Consider the following 19,003-nt stretch of genomic DNA (forward strand, 5'->3'; position numbering starts at 1 on the left):
TCAACGGCCGGCGATCGCCTGCTTGACGCCCTGGATGCGCGGCAAGGCGCCGGTCGCTTCCGACGGGGCCTTCGCGGCGTCCTTGCCGCCGTCCGGTCCTTTGCCGGTGGCATCCGGGAAACGCGCGCGCATGTCGCGGAGGAAGCCGTCGAGCGTGTCGACGCTCGCGGCCATCTTCGCGATCTGCGCGAATTCGGCGCTGGAGCCGCTCGCCGGCTTGCTGGCGACGTCGAACGCGATCTTGTCCGCCTCGCCGGTCATCAGCGGCGCATATTTCTCGCGGAAGCGGGCGAGGCCGATGGCGTCGTCGGCGAGCGCATAGCCGACCACGGCGCGCAGGATGTCGCCGCGCTCCGCCGGATTGAGCGGGCGGAAATCGCGCCAGCGATCGCCGTAGTAGAGCTCGATCTGCTCGGACGCCTCGCGCCAGCGCCGCGACGCCCAGTAGATGTCGGAGCGCAGCCGGATCGCCTCGCGGCCGCCGATGTTGCTGATGATGTCCAGCCCGAGGTCGTAACGACCGATGTCACTGTTGGCGCGCGCCTCCAAGAGCAGCCGCTGCTGGCGCAGCTCGCCCGCGAGATCGGCGATGCGGGTGGTGCGCAGCGCCTCGATGGCGCGGTCCGGCTTGCGGTTGGTGAGGTAGACCATGGCGAGACGCGCGGCGACCTGGGCGCGCGCCGCACCTTCGAGGCGGTGGTCGACCTGGTATTGCAGAAGTTCGGCGGCCTGGTCGAGCAGATCGATGCCGACCAGGCGGTCGGCGAGCTTGCGGATCATCTCGTCGCCGCGGCGGCCGATCGGAGTCAGCTCGCGAAACCCGTAGAAGATGCTGAGCGCATCGACCGGCGGAAGCTCGTCGGCCTTGCCGCTCAGGAACAACTGCGAGAACAGGCGGGAGGCTGCATCCTGGGCCTGCCGCGCCAAGTCGGAGTTGGGCATCAGGCGGGTGGCCTGGCGCGCGGCCTCGAGCGAGTCCGCGTAGCGCCCGGCCTCCTCGTAGAGCTGCGCCATCATCTGCAACGTCTGCACCTCGATGGCGTCGCCGCGCCAGATCGCCTGCAAGATCTCCAGCTCCTTCAACGCGTCGGGCGGCTTGATCTCGCCGCGCTTCTGCAGAAGCTTGATCTCGAGCAGCTTGGCCTCCGCGGCCGCCATGCGGTCGTCGGAATTGACGGCGAAGCGATAGTCGTCGAGCGCATCCTTCTCCTGCGCCATCGCCTCGGCAAGCCGGCCGCGCAGCACGGCGATGTCGGGCTTCATGTCCGCGGGCACGCCGATCACGTCGAGCTCGGCGCGCCGCTTCGCGGCGCCGGCGAAATCCTTGATCTCGAGCGCCGACTTCATCGCGTCAGCGATCACGACGCGCTGCAGGTCGAGCGGCAGCGAGGCGATGGCGAACTCGACGTTCTTCAGCTTCTCGCGCGCGTCCGCGAACTTGCCCTGCCGGGCGAAGGCGAGGCCCTTCCACATCTGGGAGTCGAAATTGTTCCCGATCGACGGCGTGGCGAGATCCTTGAGCCCCTGGTCCGGCCGGCCCATCAGGATGCTCGCCACCGCGTGGATCATCAGCATGGCGGTCTCGTCGGTGCGCGGGTCGGCGTCGGAGATCATCAGATTGGTGACACCGCGCGCTTCCGGATACATCGCTCGCGCCATGTAGAAGCGCGCCAGCGCCAGCCGCGCCTGCGCCCGCCGCTCCGGCTCGGCGTTGGCCGCGGCCTTGATCAGGAGATCCTCGCGCGGCACGAACGGCTGGGTCTGGTTCTGCTGCCATTCGTCGATGTCGAACATCGGCCTGACAGCGGTCGGCGCCCGCTCCGGCGAGAAGCCGATCGACGACAGCGTCAGCCCGCCCGGCCGGCCCAGGATCACCTTGTCGGGCGCGATCTCGACGGCGACGTCATCCGAATTCGGACGAACCGCGATGCCGTGGATGGAATCGAGCAGCGACAGATCGACGAAATCCTGGCGCTTGATGAAGCCGCGGATCGGCGGCGGCGCCGTCACGACCAGCAGCGTGTCGCCGGCATCCGGGTCGGTCACCCGGTGCAGCATGCCGGCTCCGGGATTGGCGAGCGGCACCATCACATTGGCAAGCGCGGGATCGGTGACGTTGCGCATCACCATCAGCGGCTGCTGATTGGCCTGGCCCTTGTCGGCGAACGACAGCATCCAGCTGCGCCCGCCGTCATCGCTGCCGAGCGAATGCATCTGCGGGCGGTTGAGCCGGATCCGGATGGCCTGCCCGTTATCGAGCGACATCCTGTTGACCTCGCCGATGATGGCGCCGCCCTTGGCGCGGATGGGCTCGACGTCGACGGGCTTGGTCGAATCGAACACCATCCATACCGTATCGCCGCGGCGGAACAGCGCCGCCGGCGTGACCTGGCCGAAGCCGAAGGTGAGCCGCAGGCCCTCACTGTCGCGCAGGGCCTCCAGGGTGGCGGCTCCATTGGCTGCCTTCTCGGCCGGCTTGGTTTCGGCAGGCTTGGCCTCTACAGGCTTGGCCTCTGTAGGCTTGGCTTCGACCGACTTGCTCTCGACGGGCTTGGCGGCTTCGGCTTTGCCGGCCTCCGGCTTCATCGCCTCGGGCTTCGCTGGTTCGGATTTGACGGCTTCGGGCGCAGCAGCTTCAGGCTTGGCGGCCTCGGGCGCGGCTGCGGCCTTCGCGGCGGCGGGCGCGGCAACAGCCGCTGCCGACGGCGCCGGCTGGGCTGCGGGCTCGGTGGCCGGCGCCGCGACCGCAGGCGCCGGCTTGGTCTCCGCCTTCATCTCCTTGGCGATGGTGTCGGAGGTCGGCGGCACGATCTCGGGCTGCGCAGCCTGCTTGGGCTTGTCGCCATTGGGCTTGCTGCCGTTGGGTTTGTCGGCCGCGGCCGCCTTGGCGCCCGGCAGCGTGTCCGAGGAGACTGCGGAAACCTTCTTGTCCGGCTGCTGATAGGCGACGTCGATGTTGTAGTTCTTCTCCTCGCGGAAGGCGCGAACGTCGACCTCGCCGACCAGGCCGAGCTCGACGACGGTCCTGCTGCCGTCGATGCGCTGGTTGATCGCGGCGACGTTCGGCGGCGCGACGAGCTTGGCGTCGGCGAGATCGAAGGACAGCGGCGCGGTGAAAAACAGCGACAGCTTCTGGTCGTTGAGCACCGAGGAGATGCCGACACCGTCGGGGATCTCGAACACGAAGCGCACGAAGGTCGGCTGCACCAGCGCGCGGACGCGGATCGGCGGCCGCTTCTTCGATTCCGCCTCGGCGCGCTGCAGCCGCAGCGCCTTCTCGGCGGCGCGCGCGCGCTCGGCGAGCTCGCGCACGACCTCGGCCGGCAGCGGCGGCGGCGGGCCGGTCCAACTGTCGGGCAACAGGTCGATGAAGACGCGTTCGCCCGCGGTCATGGTGTTGACGCGGACCTTGCGCGACAGCGACAACCGCAGCGCCGAGCCGTCGGGGTCGCCGCGGGCCGATGAGATATAGTCGGGCGCCGCATCCACCCAGCGGTCGATCGGAACGGTGGCGGCGCGATCGAACCTGATCAGCAGAATCGAGCCGGCGGTGGTGACGTCGGCGCTGACGTCCTCGGCGAATTTCAGCACCAGCCGCGCATAGCCGTCCTGGGCCGACAGGCTCGCCTCGCCCGGCACCGGCGCAGCGCCTGCCGCGACCGTGGACAGCACCAGGCCGATGACGATGGCCGACAGCAGGGCAAGACCGGCGCGCGCCCGTGCGCGGGCCTTCGACCGCAATCCAATGGGAGTCGTGCGCGCCATGGTCACAAGCTTCCGGTTCGACATCCGCAACTTGACGGATACGCCTGCCCCGCCACGCCGGAAATCTAGGTGCCGGCGTTTAAGGGCGCATTAAACATGCGGCTCAATTGCTCTTCACAGGCACGATCTTGCCCTCGATCTTCGGCAGCTCGGCGCTGGTCTCGGGCCTGTCGGCGCCGGCCCGGCGCGCCAGCTCGACGGTGAGCCGTTCGGCCGCCTCCGGCGTCATCAGTCCGAGAATGTCGGACATCTTGCGTGGCGCGATCTGCGAGGCGATCTCGATCAGCACCGACATCTCGAGCCGGTCGAACACCTTGGCGGCATCCTTCGGCTTCATGCCCTCGTACATCGTGACGATGCTCTTGAAGCGGGCGTTGTCGGCCTCGGTCTTGGCGGCCTGCGCGCCGGAGATGCGGCCCTCGATCGCCTTCATCTCCTCGGTCTTGGACTGGATGCGCTGCTCGGCGGCGCGCAACAGGCTCTCGCGGATGTCGATCTCGCGCGCGCGCGCGTCGAGCTCCTGGCGACGCGACTGCAGCCGCTCGAGGATCGCCTTCTCCGCCGGCGACACCTGCTGCTGGTTCTCCTCGGGCTTGATCACGACGCCCTCGGGCTTGGTGTCCGGAGCGGCGGGCTTGGGCGCCTCCTCCTTCTTCTCCTTCGGCGCGCCGTGCGTGGAGCCGGTGACGATGTCGTTGTCCTCGCGGCCGGGATAGCCCAGGTTCTCCTGGGCCCAGGACCGCTTGGTCGGGTGAGGGTCATAGTCGAAAACGTAGCCGCCATCGATCACGAGGCCGGCCACCTTCAGGACCGCAAGGCAGGCCACCGCGATCAGGACGACGGGAATGACGCGGATGTTACGAAACGCATTCATGCGGCAAGGCCACCAGTCCTTCGACGTTCGGAGAATGCCTGGGCCGCGGCGGCAACCGCCTTGGCACCGGAGACGCGCACCGGCTCGGTCGTGATCGCCGGCACCGGCGCAGGCGCCGGCTCCGGCGCGGCTTCAGGCGAGGTGATGGGTCGCGCGGCGCTGGCGATGCGCGACAGCCGGCGCACCACGCCGTCGCTCTCGGCGAGCTGCTTGCGCAACTGGTCGGACATCTGCGTCGCGGCGGCGAGCTGATTGCCGAGATTGTCGTTGACGTCGCGCACCGCGAGCTTGAGGCCGCCGATCGCCCGCTCGGCGATCTCGGTCGCGGTGATCAGCTCCGCGATCACGGCCTTGAGCGAATGCTCGTCCGCCTTCAGCCGCTTGAGCCTGGAATTCAGCAGCATGCAATAGCCGATGGTCAGCACCAACAAGACCGCCACCAGACTTTCGATGATCAATCCGAGGGAGTGGTTCATTGGGCCTCCATCAACTTGTTCTGGCCTTCGGCGCCTTCGAACATCGCAAGCGTCGTATTCGGCTTGCGCAAATTCTTGGTGACACGGATCGCGACGCGGTCGCCGACCCGCCCCATCCGCCCCTCCGTCAGCATGGTGCTGCCGCAGCGGACCGCGACCAGCGCATCGGGACGGATGTCGAGCGGCAGGGTGTCGCCGACCTTCAGCTTCATGAGCTGCTTCAGCGGCACGTCGGCCTCGTAGAGCACGGCGTCGACGGCGATCTCGGCCTTGGCGATCTCGGTGGCGAAGTGGCCTTCCCAGACGGGATCGCGGCCGAACTTCTCACCCATGAACATCTGCAACAGCACGGGCCGGATCGGCTCGATCGTCGCGTAGGGCAGCAGCAGCTCGATGTTGCCGCCGCGGTCTTCCATGTCGATCCGCAGCTTCACCAGGATCGCGGCATTGGCGGGCCGGCTGATCGCGGCGAAACGCGGATTGGTCTCGAGCCGGTCGATGGTAAAGCGCACCGGCGACAGCGGCCGGAACGCCTGCTCGGCATCGCTCAGCACCACCTCGATCAGGCGCTTGACCAGGTTGGTCTCGATCGTCGTGTAGGGGCGACCCTCGACGCGGAGCTGGGTGTTGCCGCGGCGGCCGCCGAGCAGCACGTCGATGATCGAATAGATCAGGGTCGAGTCGACGGTGGCGAGCCCGAAATTCTCCCACTCCTCCGCCTTGAACACGCTGAGCACGGCGGGCAGCGGGATCGAGTTCATGTAGTCGCCGAAGCGCACCGAGGTGATGCGGTCGAGCGAGACCTCGACGTTGTCGGAGGTGAAGTTGCGCAAGGACGTCGTCATCAGCCGCACCAGGCGGTCGAAGACGATTTCGAGCATCGGCAGACGCTCGTAGGAGACCATCGCCGAATCGATGATCGCGCGAATGCCGGAATGGTCGTCGAGACTGACCTCGCCGGCGGTGAAGCCGAGGAGATTGTCGATCTCCTCCTGCGACAGCACCCGCTCGCCGCCGTTCTTGGTGGCGCCGAAATCGCGGCTGCCGTCCTCGACCATCGCGGCCCATTGCAGGGCCATCGATTCGGTGAGTTCATTGGCTGCTGCGGCTTCCGCGGCCTCCGTGGGATCCTCCGAGTCGAGCGAGGCTTCCCATTGCGCGGCTATCGCATCCTGGTCGACTTGATCGTTGCCCGCCATGATCGTTGAGCTTCTTTGCCTTACTGGACCACGATTTCCTTGAACAACACCGCGTTGACCTGGTTGGGCGCCAGCGCGACGTTGACCCGCTTGGTGAGCTCCTCCTTGAGCCGGAACAGGCCCGCCGAGCCGTTGAGGTCGCTCGGCCGGAGCTCGCGCAAGTACGTCTGGAAGATGTCGGTGACGCGCGGCAGCGTCGGCTTGATCGACTCGACCTGCTTCTCCTCCTTCACCTCCAGCACGATCTTCACTTTCAGATATTGGACGCGGTCACCGGGATTGCCGACCAGGTTGACGAGAAGGTCCGGCACCTCGACGAAGGCCGGCGGCTTCGGTGGCGGCGCCGCCTCGGCGTGATGCTCGTCGTTCTTGTGGCTGAAGAAGAAGAAATAGGCCGCACCACCGACGCCGAGCAGCGCCAGCGCGCCGACGACCATGATGATCAGCTTGAGCTTGCTCTTCGGCGAGCCTGCTTGCTCCTCGCCTTCGCCTGCTCCGGCGTCGTTCTCGGCCATGGCTTTCGGATCCTTCCGGAAAATCGAGCCGATGCCGCCAGAAAGCTTAATGACGCGAAACCAACGCTCCCAGCGCATCTGCGCTTTGTTGAGTGAACGCTACGGTAACAATGGTTAACGGAAGCTTTCTTTTGCCGAGGCGGTGGGAAAATCTTGCCGGGCAATTATGGTTAGCGAGACGTTATTGCCGGGCGTTTCGGAAGCCATCGAAACTCTAATTCATTGATAGGAATACGATTTTCATAGTGGCACGGCTTTCGCTGTACCCCTTGCGAACCCGCCGGCTTGGGAGAGCTGAACGGTTCGTTGAAGACCCGGTCGAGACCGCCTTGGGAGAGGTGCCGCGAACGGGATTCGTCAAAAGGGGAGATCGACCGGTGGAGAACGCGCTTCTCATCGGATTGTCGCGGCAGATGGTGCTGGAGCGGCAACTCGACGTCGTTGCCAACAACGTCGCCAACGTCAACACCAACGGCTTCAAGGCCGATCAGCAGCTGTTCGAGGAGTATCTCTCCTCCGGCGCGCATGAAGACAATTTTCCGGGCGCCGCCCGCAGGGTGTCCTATGTCCAGGACCGCGGCACCTATCGCGACTTCTCGCAGGGCTCGATGCAGCGCACCGGCAACGCGCTCGACGTCGCCGTCACGGGCAACGGCTTCCTGACGGTGCAGACCGCGGCCGGCGAGCGCTACACCCGCGACGGCAATCTGCACATGAACAATCTCGGCCAGCTTGTCACCGCCGCCGGTGACCTCGTGCTCGGCACCGGCGGTCCGATCGTGTTTCAGCCGACCGACCACGACATCAACATCTCGCCCGACGGCACCGTGACGGTGGTCGAGGGCGTCAACCGCACCGACTCGATCCGCGGCAAGCTGCGCATCGTGAACTTCGCCGATCCGCAGGCCGCGCAGAAGCAGGGCAACAACCTCTACGCCGCCGCCGGCGGCGCCATCCCGCAGCAGGACACCAAGTCGACCATCCAGCAGGGCTACATCGAGAAGTCGAACGTCAGCGCGGTCGGCGAGATGAGCAAGATGGTCGAAGTGATGCGCGCCTACACCCAGGTCGCCAACATGCTCCAGGTCCAGAGCGACCTGCGCAAGAACGCGATCGAGAAACTCGCCGACGTTCCGGCCTGACAGATCTTGAAGGAGACGTGACATGCAGGCGCTTCACACCGCTGCGACCGGAATGGCGGCACAGGAACTCAACGTTCAGGTGATCTCCAACAACATTGCCAACCTGCGCACCACCGGCTTCAAGAAGCAGACGGTGGCGTTCCAGGACCTGATCTACGAGCACATGCGCCGCGTCGGCGCGCAGTCGTCGGACCAGGGCACGATCCTGCCCGTCGGCATCGACATCGGCGGCGGCGTCAAGACCGTCGGCACGCCGCGCTCGATGACGCAGGGCACGCTGTCGCAGACCGGCAACGATCTCGACCTCGCGATCTCGGGGGAGGGCTTCTTCAAGGTGCTGATGCCCGACGGCACCTTCCAGTACACCCGCGACGGCACCTTCCAGATGGACAATCAGGGCCGGATCGTTACCGCCCAGGGCAACCCGGTGCAGCCGACCATCACGATCCCGCAGAACGCCTCGGGCATCACCGTCAACGCGCAGGGCCAGGTCTCGGTGACGCTGCCGGGCTCGACCACCTCGAACATCATCGGCCAGCTCCAGGTCACCCGCTTCATCAACAAGGCCGGCCTGCAGCCGGTCGGCAACAACCAGTTCACCGACACCCCCTCCTCCGGGCCGCCGCAGGACGGCGTCGCCAACCAGGACGGTCTCGGCAGCATCACCCAGGGCAGCCTGGAGCAGGCCAATGTCGACGTCGTCAGCGAGATGAGCGAGCTGATCGCCGCGCAGCGCGCCTACGAGATGAACGCCAAGGTCATCTCGGCCGCGGACCAGATGCTGCAGTCGACCACTGCGCTGTTCCGCTGAGGTTCGAAGGGAGATCACCGTCATGACCCGTACCGTCCGTCCCTTCCTGCTTGCGGCCGCCCTGCTCGCCTCGACTGCGCTATCGGCGCTGGCCGGCGAGGCCGACGACCAGATCAAGGCGCCCGTGCTGCGCTCCACCGTGAACGTCACCGGCGACATCGTTCGCGTCGGCGACCTGATCGACAATGCGGGCGTCGCGGCCAACATCGCCGTCTACCGCGCGCCCGACCTCGGCACGACCGGCGTGCTGCCGGCCGCGCAGGTGATCGCGACCCTGCGCACCCACCAGGTGATCGGCGTCGAGGTCCGCGACATCAAGGAGGTCGCGGTCACGCGGCTGGCGCGCGCCGTCGACGCCAAGGAGATCAGCACGACGGTGGCCCAGGCGCTCGATCACCGCAACGGACTTGGCGATGCCGCCAACCTCAGCATCAGCTTCGACCAGCCGGTGCAGGACCTCAAATTCGAGGCCTCGACGTCGGGCACGCTGGCGCCGACCAGCGTCCGGTTCGACCCGCGCAGCGGCCGCTTCGACATCACCTTGGAGCTCGGCCATGCCAATGGCGCGAGCCCGACCAAGCTGCGCTACACCGGCACGGCGATCGAAACCGTCGAGGCCGTGGTGCTGACCCGCAACATCGACCGCAACGAGATGATCCGCTCAGGCGACCTGCAGACCGAGCGGCGGCCGCGCGCCGAGCTCGGCGGCGGCGACCCCGCCACGCGCGAGCTCGCAGTCGGCATGCAGATGCGCCGCCCGGCGCGCGCGGGCCAGGCGCTGAAGACCACCGACCTCGCCAAGCCCGACCTCGTGCAGCGCGACCAGGCGGTCACGCTGATCTTCCAGACCGCCGGCATCTATCTCACCACGCGCGGCAAGGCGCTGGAGTCGGGCACCGAAGGCGACGTCGTCAGCGTGCTCAATCTGCAGTCCAAGCGCACCGTGACGGGCCGCGTCTCGGGTCGCGGCCAGGTCTCCGTCGACATCGCCGTCGCCAAGCCGGCGCAGACCTCCGAAGCCGACATCGCCGCACCCGTCGCCGTCGCCAGCCGCCTTCCCACCTCCGCCACCCCGAAAGCCGAGTAAGTTTCATGTCGAAGTTCAAGTTTGATGATCGGGGCGTCTCGAGCCTGCGCCGGGTCGCGCTGATCTCGGTTTCCTTCGCGGTGCTGTCGATCGCCGGCGGATGCTCCTCGATCGACCGTCTCAGCCAGATTGGCGAGCGGCCGAAGCTGACGGAGATCGACAATCCGACCACGCAGCCGGGCTACAAGCCGGTGCAGATGCCGATGCCGAAGCCTGAAACCGTGTCCTACGCGCCGAACTCGCTGTGGCGCAACGGCTCGCGCGCCTTCTTCAAGGACCAGCGCGCCCGTCAGGTCGGCGACCTCCTGACCGTCACGGTCAGCATCTCCGACAAGGCTAATTTCGCCAACGAGACCCAGCGCAGCCGCACCAACAAGGAGGATTCGGGCATCACCGACTTCATCGGCGCGAAGACGCTCGGCGTGCAGGCGCAGAAGGTGCTGCCCGGCCGCATCCTGACTGCCGACGGCACCTCGTCCTCGGACGGCAAGGGCACGATCCAGCGGTCGGAGTCCTTGACCACCAGCGTCGCCGCGGTCGTGACGCAGGTGCTGCCGAACGGCAACCTCGTCGTCGAAGGCAAGCAGGAGATCCGGGTCAACTACGAGATCCGCGAGCTGATCGTGGCCGGCATCGTGCGGCCCGAGGACATCCAGAGCGACAACACCATCGACTCCACCAAGATCGCCCAGGCCCGCATCTCCTACGGCGGCCGCGGCCAGATCTCCGACGTCCAGCAGCCGCGCTACGGCCAGCAGGTGATGGATATCCTGCTGCCGTTCTGAGGCAAACCTCAGCATCAATGACCGGGCGGAGCCCGCCCGGTCGCTCAGGAAGCCGCCCATGCGATGACCTCGCAAGGCGCAAATCGAACCGAGGACCAGGACACACGACCGAAATCCCTCCCCGCGCGGGAGGGTCGGACAAGGGATGGCCGAGCGCGATATGGGTCACGGCGCATGACCCCCGCAGCCGCCGCCCTTCTCTGAAAACGAGCTCCCACATTGCCCAATGCGAACCTAGGCGCGGCGGGTGATGTATACGCGGCCTCCGGTAGCTCCCCTGCCGGAGGCCGCGTTCGTTTTGGCTGTCACACCCGAGCTGACAGACCCCAGCTCAAGACGTTCCGGCCCTACCTCGGCTCACCCGAACGTCGCCTCGACCACACCGAGGCCGTCCAGCTCCATCCGTACCCGGTCGCCGGCCTTGAGCCAGATCGTCTTGACCAGGCTGCCGGTCAGGACGAGCTGCCCGGCCTCGAGCCCGTCACCACTGGCGGCGAGATGATTTGCAAGCCAGGCCAGCGCATGGACAGGATGTCCCAGCACATCCGCGCCAGTGCCCTCGCCGACCAAGGTGCCGTTGACGATGGCACGGCCCTGCACCGCGGCCAAGTCCGCTATGGCAGCGCGTGGGAGCGCCGGGCCGAGGACACAGCCGGCAGCAAAGAAATCGTCGGCGACGAGCGTCGGCGCGCCCAGCGTCTGCCATTGCACATAACGGTCGTCGACGATCTCGATCGCCGCGTGACAGTCGCCGATCGCCTCGACGACACGATCCATGGTGAACGGCGCGTCCAACGGCAGCAGGTCGTGCTTGAGCCGCACGGCGATCTCGCATTCGACGCCCACGCGGACGAAGTCGGCCGTGCGCAGTTCGACACCTGTCTGGTGAATACCGGACGCGAACACTCCGCCGGAACAGGGATGCGGAATGCCAAGATAGTCCTGCATCACCTTGCTGGTGCAGCCGATCTTGTAGCCGGCGAAGTCACCGGCCTGTTCGGCGAGCAGCCAATGGACTTCGCGCTGGATCTCATAGCCGGCAGCTTCATCCTTCGGCTGAAGCTGAGGCGGCAGAGCCCCCAAGGGCGCCCGTTGCTTGCGGGCATCTACGATCAGTCGCGCAGCGGAAAGTATCTCGTCTGCTCCCATGGCCCTTCAACTCCCTTGGCCCGCGGTCCGAACCGGCATCGCAGGATCTATGGTGAACGGATTGTTTATAAACGAGTTTTGGGCTCCCATCTCAGCTTCATCAACAATTTGAGACGGCGCGGCCGCAGCGCAAGCGGCTCGTTCAACCGATTTCACGTTTCACGATGCCGAGTTCGAGCAGACTTTCCGCAGTGGCGACGATCGCGTCCTCGTTGGAGCGCGAACTCCAGCCGCGCAGACGCCGCGCCTTGTCGACGCCCGCCTCGCTTGGACTTCGGGCGAGGCCATGTCGGGACCAGCCGCGCAGCGTTTCGCGCGCCGGCGCTCAGCTCGCCTCCGTTGCGGCCACCGAACTCTCGCCAGGCGTCTTGAGCCAGGGCAACTCGAACTGGCAGGTCAGCCCGCTCTCGGCAAACGTCCGCTGCAGATGCCTGACCGTGCGGGTCAGCAGCCGGCTGCCGAAGCCGACCACTGGCGGCTCCGTTGCCGGCGGGCCACCGCTTTCCTGCCAGCGAACATGCAGCGCGTCCTGCGCCAACGACCAGCTGACATCGACCCGGCCGTCGGGCGTGGTGAGCGCGCCATATTTGCTGGCGTTGCAGGCCATCTCGTGGATGACGAGAGCCAGCTGCGTCGTCAGCTCGACCGGAACCAGGATGGCGGGGCCGCTGGTGGCGAGTTGATCCGGTGTGCTGGCGAACGGCACGACCTGACTCCTGATGAGGGCGGCGAGATCGGCGCCCTGCCAGTCGTTCTCGGCAAGGCTCGTGTGCGCCGTCGCCAGCGCATGCAGGCGCGACGTGAAATCGCGGACCTTGGCGTCGTGCCGCGGCAGCAGCTGATGCGCCAGCGATTGCACCACGGCAAGGCTGTTCTTGACGCGATGGGCCAGCTCATGCACGAGCAGTTCGCGCTTGCGGTCGGCTTCCTTCGCGGCCGTGACGTCGATGTTGACGCCGATCATGTACGGATCGCCGCCGCCCTCGCCACCCAACATGCGGGCGCGCGCCTCGATCCAGCGGATCGAGCCGTCGGGCAGCGGCACCCGCCATTCCGAATCGAGCTCCCCGGTTGTCAGCGCCTGCTTGTTGTCCCGGTCGGCACGCGCCTGGTCCTCGGGATGCACCAGCGCCAGCCAGGCGTCATAGGTCCCGGGGAACGTGCCCGGCGCAAGTCCATAGAGCTCTTCGATCTCATCGGACCAGTGGCTGGCGCCGGATCTGCCGTCCCAGGTAAAGGTGCCAAGCCGTCCGTATTTCGCGGCGAGTTTGAGCTGCCCGGCCGTGCGCGACGCATCGTCCCTGGCTTGGGCGAGCATCCCGAAATTCTCCTGGATGACGCGTGCACTCTCCGCCTGCGCCTTTTCGGCCGCAGCTAGTCGGGCGTTGAGCGCCCGGACCTCCGGGGGATCGGAGGGCGCGGCCTCGCCGGGGATGGCGCGCTTGACGGCGATGCTTTCGAGCGGCCGGGCGATGCTTCGGCCGATGCCGGCCGCCAGCAGCAGCGCCAGGGCACAGATCGTCGTCGCCGCGATGGTTGCGGTCTGCACCGTCGAGGAGATCGCCTGGGCGAAAGCCGCCTGCTTGATGCCGACCCCGACAGTCCAGTCGCTCAGTTGGGGACGCGCATTGGCGTTGATGATCCGATCACCCTCGATCGACGGAAACTCCGCGATCCCCTCAGCCTTGGCAGTCGCCCGCCATCCGGCCGACGCCGGCTGCCCGGTCGAGGTGGCGTTCTTCGGGATGCGCGAAATGTAGCGGCCCTGGCCGTCCATGATGCCGACCAGCCAGTCGGCCGGCAGCTGCTGCTGGGCCAGCAGCCGGGTGTAGTTCGCGGCTGGCATGGCAATCGAAAGGCAGCGGAACGGCTTGCCGTCCTTGAAGACGGGGACATCGACGGTCGCCACCCACGCGCCGGAATTGGGACCGGTGAAGATGTCGGAGATCGACGGCCTTCCGGACTGAAAAGCGCGCTCCTGCGAGCCCCAGCCTTCGGGCGCGCGCTCGCCGAGCGGCTTGCCCGGCGTCGCCCCGGTGTTGAGCAGGATGCGGCCGCTCGCGTCCGACACGATGATCCAGCCTTCGCCGCTGACCGCACCGACGCGGCGCGCCTCCGCCTCGAAGTTGCTGAGATCGGCGGCACTGAGATCCGGAGACTTGCCCAGCACCTCGGCGAGCGCGATGTAGCGCCGCAATTCGGCGTCGACGGCACCGGAGATCGTCTGCGCGGCATAGGACAGGCCGCGCCGGATCGAGGCGTCGGCGGATTGCGCCATCGATACGATGACATAGGCGATCAGCCCGACGCAGGGCAGGAACAGAATGCCGGCCAGGAGAAGGAGGCGCCCCTTGATGCTCAAGGCGCCATAGGAACGCTGCATCGTTGCCAGCGCGCCCCTGGCTATGTCCGGCTCGCCCATGATTCCCCGCGGCGTTCCGAGATGGAACCGCCGATAATTCAGCAGACGCGAAAAAGTTCCGGACGCTTGGAAAACCAACAGCGCGCGCGGTCGTGCCGGCATTGCCGGCCCGCAGACCGCTCAGGTGACGAGACACTCGACCTCGCGCACACCGGCGCCGTCTCAGCAACAGACGCTGCGGCCGCACCCGGCAAGCGGCCGCAATCCCCGCTCGTTCAGGTCAATGTCGCGACCTACTCGTCGCGATAGACCTTTTCACGCTTCTCGTGGCGTTCCTGCGCCTCCACCGACAGCGTCGCAATGGGACGGGCCTCGAGCCGCTTCAGCGAAATCGGCTCGCCGGTCTCCTCGCAATAGCCGTAGGTGTTGTCCTCGATGCGCTGGAGCGCCGCGTCGATCTTGGAGATCAGCTTGCGCTGGCGGTCACGGGCGCGAAGCTCGATCGCCCGATCGGTCTCCGACGACGCGCGGTCGGCGAGGTCCGGATGGTTCACGTTCTCCTCCTGCAGAGCCTGCAGGGTGAGCTTCGATTCGCGCAGGATCTCCTCCTTCCATGCCAGCAGCTTGGCGCGGAAATAGTCGCGCTGGCGTTCGTTCATGAAAGGCTCTTTTTCGGAAGGTTTGTAGTTCTTCAACTTTTCCAAGGTCAGCCCATCTGTACGTGCTGGCGCCGGTTTCGGCACCGGCGGACGGAATACGCCCGTTCGCGGCCGCGTTATATAGCGGCCTCATGTGACAGACAATATTTCCATCGGCACGGGCGCCCCGCCGTTCGGGCCGTTGCACAGGCAAATTCGGCCCCAGCCGGCGGGACGCCGTGGACGGCCTCAGTAACCGACCGTGAAACGGGCCCGCCGGTGGGCTGGACGCTCGATTTCGTCGGCCATCGCGACCGCGAAGTCCTCGAAGGTGACGAAGCTCTTGCCGTCGGCATCGACCAGCAGCTGATCCGTTCCGAGCCGGAACTTGCCCGTCCGGGGGCCGAAATCGATCATCGCAGAGGGCGACAGGAAGGTCCAATCGAGCTCCTTCTCCTGGCGCAGGCGGTCGAGGAACGCGGCGCCCTTCTCCGCTTCGGCCTTGTAGGCGGCCGGAAAGCCGGGCGTCGTCACCAGCCGCACACCCGGCGCGACCTCGAGCGAGCCGGCGCCGCCGACCACGAGGTAACGCGATACGCCGGAGTCCTTGGCCGCCCCGATCAGGGTCTCGACATCGCTGGCCGAGAAATGGATCGCGCTGATCGCGACGTCATGGCCGGCCCAGAGTTTCGCCAGCGCGGCGCGGTCGTTGGCGTCCCCCCGCACCGCCGTGACGTTGGCGTGCTTCTCGATCTTGTCCGGGTTGCGGGCAATGCCGGTGACCTGGTGGCCGCGGCTGGCCAACTCGGCGGTGATGCGGGACCCGGCACGGCCGGAGGCGCCGGCGACGGCGATCTTCATGGGGAAACTCCTATGTTCGAGATCACGAGGTCGGATCCGAGGTCTGGACGAAGCCGCCTTGGTATCCGATAGTGACTAGATAACGGAATGAATGCTGGTGTTAAGAGCGCACTTTAAGATCACCTGGTCACGCCGGAGTAACCGATGAGAGCCGCGAACGTCTATTCGGCCGACTGCCCAACGCGACAGATCCTGGACCGCGTCGGCGACAAATGGGCCGTGCTGATCCTGATCCTGCTGCGCAACGAACCCTTGCGCTTCAATCAGTTGCGGCGGTCGATCGAAGGGATTTCGCAGAAGATGCTGTCCCAGGTGCTGAAGAGCCTGGAACGCGACGGCCTGGTGCGGCGGCGCGCGATCGCGACCGTCCCGGTCACCGTCGAATATTCGATCACGCCGCTCGGGCTGACGCTCGCCGCCGCGGTCGATCCGCTGCGCGACTGGGCCGAGCGTCATCTCAAGGAGGTCACCGCCGCGCAGCGGCGCTACGACGCGCAACAGCCGTCGAAGGCGGCTTGAACGCGCGAAGCGTCTCAGCTCCGCCCGGCCTTGGCGAGCTCGACCTCGACGCGCAGTTCGATCTCGGAGAGGATCGCATCCAGTCCCGGGTCGCCCGAGGTCTGCTTCAGGTCGGCCGCGGCATCGCGAAGCCGCAGCGCCATCGCAGTGTCGAGCTTGCCGGACAGCAGCGTCAGCTTGAGATCATCGAGCACGTCGAGCGCGCGCTTGCCGCGCTGGACCGAGCGCTTGCGGCGCTCCGCCGGCTCCTCCTCGATGCCCTGCAGCGCCAGCAGCGCATCGATGTTCGCCGTCTGCTTCGGCGCGAGGGTCGCGCGCGTGTCCTGTGTGGTGCCGACGTCAGGCAGCTTGAAGCCGCTGGACGAGGCCTTCCGCGTGCTGCTGGTTGACGAGCCCAGGGTCGTGCCGTTCGGTCCGTAGATGCGCATCGATGGCTCCCGCAAGCTTCGCGTGTCGAGCGGGAGATTGGCTCCGCCGTGGTTAACGGTGCGTAAACGGCCCGGCAAATTCTGCCGGGGCGGCAGCTTCGTTCCCCCGGAGTAACCCTGGACCGCGACAAAGCTTCGAGTCGATTTCACACTCTTTCAATGAGTTAGCCCGGAGCATCGCTGTGGCACGGCCCTCGCATAGTTAATGCCGATCATGCGGTCATGGGAGTGGCCGAGTGATCACTTGAAGAGTTCGAGGGGAGCATAGGATGCGACGCGTCCGAACTACGCGCCTGTTTCAGGTCGCCTGCGCCGCGGTGCTGGCGCTGGCATCTACCATTATGTCTGCGAATGCGACCTCGCGGATCAAGGATCTCGCCAATATCGAGGGCGTGCGCCAGAACCAGCTGATCGGCTACGGCCTCGTGGTCGGCCTCAACGGCACCGGCGATACGCTGAACAACATCCCGTTCACCAAGCAGTCGCTGCAGGCGATGCTCGAGCGCATGGGCGTCAACATCCGCGGCGCCACCATCCGCACCGGCAACGTCGCCGCTGTCATGGTCACCGGAAACCTGCCGCCATTCGCCACGCAAGGCACGCGCATGGACGTGACGGTCTCCGCGCTCGGCGACGCCAAGAACCTGCAGGGCGGCACCCTGCTCGTCACCCCGCTGCTCGGCGCCGACGGCAACGTCTATGCGGTGGCGCAGGGCTCGCTCGCGATCTCCGGTTTCCAGGCCGAGGGCGAGGCCGCCAAGATCGTGCGCGGCGTGCCGACGGTCGGCCGCATCGCCAACGGCGCCATCATCGAGCGCGAGATCGAGTTCGCGCTGAACCGGCTGCCGAACGTGCGGCTTGCGCTGCGCAACGCCGACTTCACCACCGCCAAGCGCATCGCGGCCGCGGTCAATGATTTCCTCGGCGTCAAGACTGCCGAGCCGATCGATCCGTCGACGGTGCAGCTGAGCATCCCGCCGGAGTTCAAGGGCAACGTCGTCGCCTTGCTGACCGAGATCGAGCAGTTGCAGGTCGACCCGGATCTCGCCGCCAAGATCGTCATCGACGAGCGCTCCGGCATCATCGTGATGGGTCGCGACGTGCGTGTGGCGACCGTCGCCGTGGCCCAGGGCAACCTCACCGTCACGATCTCCGAAAGTCCGCAGGTCAGCCAGCCCAATCCGCTGTCGCGCGGCCGCACCGTGGTCACGCCGCGCACCAGCGTCGGCGTCACCGAGGAAGGCAAGAAGTTCGCGGTCGTCAGGGACGGCGTGTCATTGCAGCAACTGGTCGACGGCCTCAACGGCCTCGGCATCGGCCCCCGCGACCTGATCAGCATCCTGCAGGCCATCAAGGCGGCCGGCGCGATCGAAGCCGACATCGAGGTGATGTGATGGCGACGTCCTTCATCGACTCCTATCATGGCCGCGTCGCTCTCAGCATGCCGACGGCCGCGGCCGTCACCGCGCCGCGCACCGATCTCGATCTCGCGGCGGCTCTGACCAAGGTCTCGCCCAAGGCACAGGCCAGGGCCAAGGCGACGGCAACCGACTTCGAAGCCATGTTCCTCAACAGCATGTTCTCGCAGATGACCAGCGGCGTGAAGGGCGAAGGTCCGTTCGGCGACACGCCGGGCACCGGCGTCTGGCGCTCGATGCTGACGGAGCAATATTCCAAGAACTTCGCCAAGGCCGGCGGCGTCGGCATCTCAAACGACGTCTTCCGCACTCTCATCCTGCAACAGGCCGGCAGCAGCTCCGGCGCCAACGGCAAAGCGTAGATGTTCGCGTGACGAGCGCGTGGGCGGCAAACGCTCACGCCGAAGGGAGTTATGAAATGACCGCACAGGGACAAGCGAAGAAGACGACCTACACGGCCGCCACCAGCGCCGCAGAGGCACGCGCGCTCGCCGACGAGATGGTGAGCGTCATGAGCGAGCTGATCGCGGTCATCGAGCAGGAGACCGAACTGGTCCGCGCCGGCAAGCTGCGCGAAGGCATGGCGTTCGGCCCCAAGAAGACCGAGCTGTCCCGCCACTACGTCACGACCGTGGGCCGCCTCAAGGCGAGCCAGAATTTCATGAAGCAGACCGCGCCGGAGCTGCTCGCCACCCTGCATCGTCACCACGACACCTTTCGCGCCATGCTGCAGGTGAACCTGACCGTGCTGGCGACGGCGCACGCGATCTCGGAAAAGATCGTGCGCGGCGTCAATGCCGAGGTTCAGCGCAAGAACATCCCCAGCACCTATACCGCCGGCGGCCGCCGCGCCGCCCCGGGCGCGCGACACCTCACCCCGCTCGCCGTCAGCCGGACGCTCTGAGCCTCACCGCCAGCCCCCATCTGCATCGCCGCGCCGCCTCGAGGGCCGCGCGGCCGCCGCCGTTTAACGC

General features: G+C 66.7%; 18 protein-coding genes. 8 read left to right on the top strand and 10 right to left on the bottom strand.

What is annotated here, in order from left to right; genetic code table 11:
• The 5 genes from QW863_RS18955 to fliL all read right to left on the bottom strand — a co-directional run bounded on the left by QW863_RS18955 (position 1) and on the right by fliL (position 6,829).
• Positions 1-3,765 (bottom strand): tetratricopeptide repeat protein, encoded by a 3,765-nt coding sequence (locus QW863_RS18955; protein ID WP_315768211.1) that lies wholly within the window; start codon positions 3,763-3,765, stop codon positions 1-3.
• A gap of 103 nt (positions 3,766-3,868) precedes the next feature.
• Positions 3,869-4,639: a flagellar protein FlbB gene (locus QW863_RS18960; RefSeq protein WP_315716017.1), complete on the bottom strand. Its 771-nt coding sequence runs from the start codon at positions 4,637-4,639 to the stop codon at positions 3,869-3,871.
• Positions 4,636-5,115, bottom strand: coding sequence for a DUF6468 domain-containing protein (locus tag QW863_RS18965; protein WP_315716016.1), 480 nt, complete (start codon positions 5,113-5,115; stop codon positions 4,636-4,638). The genes QW863_RS18960 and QW863_RS18965 overlap by 4 nt, the downstream gene beginning before the upstream one ends.
• Positions 5,112-6,314, bottom strand: a complete 1,203-nt coding sequence (fliM, locus tag QW863_RS18970; RefSeq protein WP_315716015.1) for a flagellar motor switch protein FliM — start codon at positions 6,312-6,314, stop codon at positions 5,112-5,114. Before fliM ends, QW863_RS18965 begins: the two co-directional genes overlap by 4 nt.
• A 20-nt stretch (positions 6,315-6,334) precedes the next feature.
• Entirely contained in the window at positions 6,335-6,829 is a 495-nt protein-coding gene (fliL, locus tag QW863_RS18975) for a flagellar basal body-associated protein FliL (protein WP_315716014.1), read from the bottom strand.
• Between the two features lie 377 nt (positions 6,830-7,206).
• Between fliL and flgF the strand changes: the two genes are divergently transcribed.
• From flgF to flgH, 4 genes are read left to right on the top strand one after another with little or no spacing between them, the layout of a single operon-like run.
• Complete coding sequence (gene flgF, locus QW863_RS18980; protein WP_315716013.1) at positions 7,207-7,971, top strand: flagellar basal-body rod protein FlgF; 765 nt, start codon at positions 7,207-7,209, stop codon at positions 7,969-7,971.
• 22 nt (positions 7,972-7,993) lie between these two features.
• Positions 7,994-8,782 carry a flagellar basal-body rod protein FlgG gene (gene flgG, locus QW863_RS18985; protein WP_315716012.1) on the top strand — a complete coding sequence of 263 codons (789 nt, stop codon included), beginning with the start codon at positions 7,994-7,996 and terminating at the stop codon, positions 8,780-8,782.
• A gap of 22 nt (positions 8,783-8,804) precedes the next feature.
• Positions 8,805-9,869: a flagellar basal body P-ring formation chaperone FlgA gene (gene flgA / locus QW863_RS18990; RefSeq protein WP_315716011.1), complete on the top strand. Its 1,065-nt coding sequence runs from the start codon at positions 8,805-8,807 to the stop codon at positions 9,867-9,869.
• A 5-nt stretch (positions 9,870-9,874) separates the two neighbouring features.
• The gene (gene flgH, locus QW863_RS18995) at positions 9,875-10,654 is read left to right on the top strand and encodes a flagellar basal body L-ring protein FlgH (protein WP_315716010.1); all 780 of its coding nucleotides are present in this window, start codon (positions 9,875-9,877) and stop codon (positions 10,652-10,654) included.
• Positions 10,655-11,011: 357 nt separating this feature from the next.
• Here the strand turns inward: flgH and QW863_RS19000 are convergent, their stop codons facing one another.
• From QW863_RS19000 to QW863_RS19020, 4 genes are all read right to left on the bottom strand, one after another.
• Positions 11,012-11,803, bottom strand: coding sequence for a 2-keto-4-pentenoate hydratase (locus QW863_RS19000; RefSeq protein WP_315716009.1), 792 nt, complete (start codon positions 11,801-11,803; stop codon positions 11,012-11,014).
• A 325-nt stretch (positions 11,804-12,128) separates the two neighbouring features.
• Positions 12,129-14,186 carry a sensor histidine kinase gene (locus QW863_RS19010; protein ID WP_315716008.1) on the bottom strand — a complete coding sequence of 686 codons (2,058 nt, stop codon included), beginning with the start codon at positions 14,184-14,186 and terminating at the stop codon, positions 12,129-12,131.
• Positions 14,187-14,458: 272 nt separating this feature from the next.
• Complete coding sequence (gene dksA / locus QW863_RS19015) at positions 14,459-14,824, bottom strand: RNA polymerase-binding protein DksA (protein WP_170323279.1); 366 nt, start codon at positions 14,822-14,824, stop codon at positions 14,459-14,461.
• A gap of 228 nt (positions 14,825-15,052) precedes the next feature.
• Positions 15,053-15,664 (bottom strand): NAD(P)-dependent oxidoreductase, encoded by a 612-nt coding sequence (locus QW863_RS19020; RefSeq protein WP_315716007.1) that lies wholly within the window; start codon positions 15,662-15,664, stop codon positions 15,053-15,055.
• Between the two features lie 144 nt (positions 15,665-15,808).
• Between QW863_RS19020 and QW863_RS19025 the strand changes: the two genes are divergently transcribed.
• Positions 15,809-16,183, top strand: coding sequence for a helix-turn-helix domain-containing protein (locus tag QW863_RS19025; RefSeq protein ID WP_315716006.1), 375 nt, complete (start codon positions 15,809-15,811; stop codon positions 16,181-16,183).
• A gap of 14 nt (positions 16,184-16,197) precedes the next feature.
• On the opposite strand, the gene QW863_RS19030 is transcribed toward QW863_RS19025, so the two are convergent.
• Positions 16,198-16,611, bottom strand: a complete 414-nt coding sequence (locus tag QW863_RS19030; RefSeq protein ID WP_315716005.1) for a flagellar assembly protein FliX — start codon at positions 16,609-16,611, stop codon at positions 16,198-16,200.
• Between the two features lie 269 nt (positions 16,612-16,880).
• Here QW863_RS19030 and QW863_RS19035 point away from each other — a divergent pair, with 269 nt between their 5' ends.
• From QW863_RS19035 to QW863_RS19045, 3 genes are read left to right on the top strand one after another with little or no spacing between them, the layout of a single operon-like run.
• A complete protein-coding gene (locus QW863_RS19035) occupies positions 16,881-18,005 on the top strand; it encodes a flagellar basal body P-ring protein FlgI (protein WP_315716004.1) in 1,125 nt (374 codons plus the stop codon).
• Entirely contained in the window at positions 18,005-18,391 is a 387-nt protein-coding gene (gene flgJ / locus QW863_RS19040) for a flagellar assembly peptidoglycan hydrolase FlgJ (protein ID WP_315716003.1), read from the top strand. The genes QW863_RS19035 and flgJ overlap by 1 nt, the downstream gene beginning before the upstream one ends.
• Before the next feature lie 56 nt (positions 18,392-18,447).
• Complete coding sequence (locus QW863_RS19045) at positions 18,448-18,933, top strand: hypothetical protein (protein ID WP_315716002.1); 486 nt, start codon at positions 18,448-18,450, stop codon at positions 18,931-18,933.
• The last annotated feature ends 70 nt before the right edge of the window (positions 18,934-19,003 follow it).

This window comes from Bradyrhizobium sp. SZCCHNR1017 (genome assembly GCF_032381375.1).
Classification (GTDB): Bacteria; Pseudomonadota; Alphaproteobacteria; order Rhizobiales; family Xanthobacteraceae; genus Bradyrhizobium.

Coding starts and splice junctions, on each gene's coding strand:
- QW863_RS18955 (WP_315768211.1), bottom strand. CDS start 3,765: ATGGCGCGCACGACTCCCATTGGATTGCGGTCGAAGGCCCGCGCACGG.
- QW863_RS18960 (WP_315716017.1), bottom strand. CDS start 4,639: ATGAATGCGTTTCGTAACATCCGCGTCATTCCCGTCGTCCTGATCGCG.
- QW863_RS18965 (WP_315716016.1), bottom strand. CDS start 5,115: ATGAACCACTCCCTCGGATTGATCATCGAAAGTCTGGTGGCGGTCTTG.
- fliM (WP_315716015.1), bottom strand. CDS start 6,314: ATGGCGGGCAACGATCAAGTCGACCAGGATGCGATAGCCGCGCAATGG.
- fliL (WP_315716014.1), bottom strand. CDS start 6,829: ATGGCCGAGAACGACGCCGGAGCAGGCGAAGGCGAGGAGCAAGCAGGC.
- flgG (WP_315716012.1), top strand. CDS start 7,994: ATGCAGGCGCTTCACACCGCTGCGACCGGAATGGCGGCACAGGAACTC.
- flgA (WP_315716011.1), top strand. CDS start 8,805: ATGACCCGTACCGTCCGTCCCTTCCTGCTTGCGGCCGCCCTGCTCGCC.
- flgH (WP_315716010.1), top strand. CDS start 9,875: ATGTCGAAGTTCAAGTTTGATGATCGGGGCGTCTCGAGCCTGCGCCGG.
- QW863_RS19000 (WP_315716009.1), bottom strand. CDS start 11,803: ATGGGAGCAGACGAGATACTTTCCGCTGCGCGACTGATCGTAGATGCC.
- QW863_RS19010 (WP_315716008.1), bottom strand. CDS start 14,186: ATGCAGCGTTCCTATGGCGCCTTGAGCATCAAGGGGCGCCTCCTTCTC.
- dksA (WP_170323279.1), bottom strand. CDS start 14,824: ATGAACGAACGCCAGCGCGACTATTTCCGCGCCAAGCTGCTGGCATGG.
- QW863_RS19020 (WP_315716007.1), bottom strand. CDS start 15,664: ATGAAGATCGCCGTCGCCGGCGCCTCCGGCCGTGCCGGGTCCCGCATC.
- QW863_RS19025 (WP_315716006.1), top strand. CDS start 15,809: ATGAGAGCCGCGAACGTCTATTCGGCCGACTGCCCAACGCGACAGATC.
- QW863_RS19030 (WP_315716005.1), bottom strand. CDS start 16,611: ATGCGCATCTACGGACCGAACGGCACGACCCTGGGCTCGTCAACCAGC.
- QW863_RS19035 (WP_315716004.1), top strand. CDS start 16,881: ATGCGACGCGTCCGAACTACGCGCCTGTTTCAGGTCGCCTGCGCCGCG.
- flgJ (WP_315716003.1), top strand. CDS start 18,005: ATGGCGACGTCCTTCATCGACTCCTATCATGGCCGCGTCGCTCTCAGC.
- QW863_RS19045 (WP_315716002.1), top strand. CDS start 18,448: ATGACCGCACAGGGACAAGCGAAGAAGACGACCTACACGGCCGCCACC.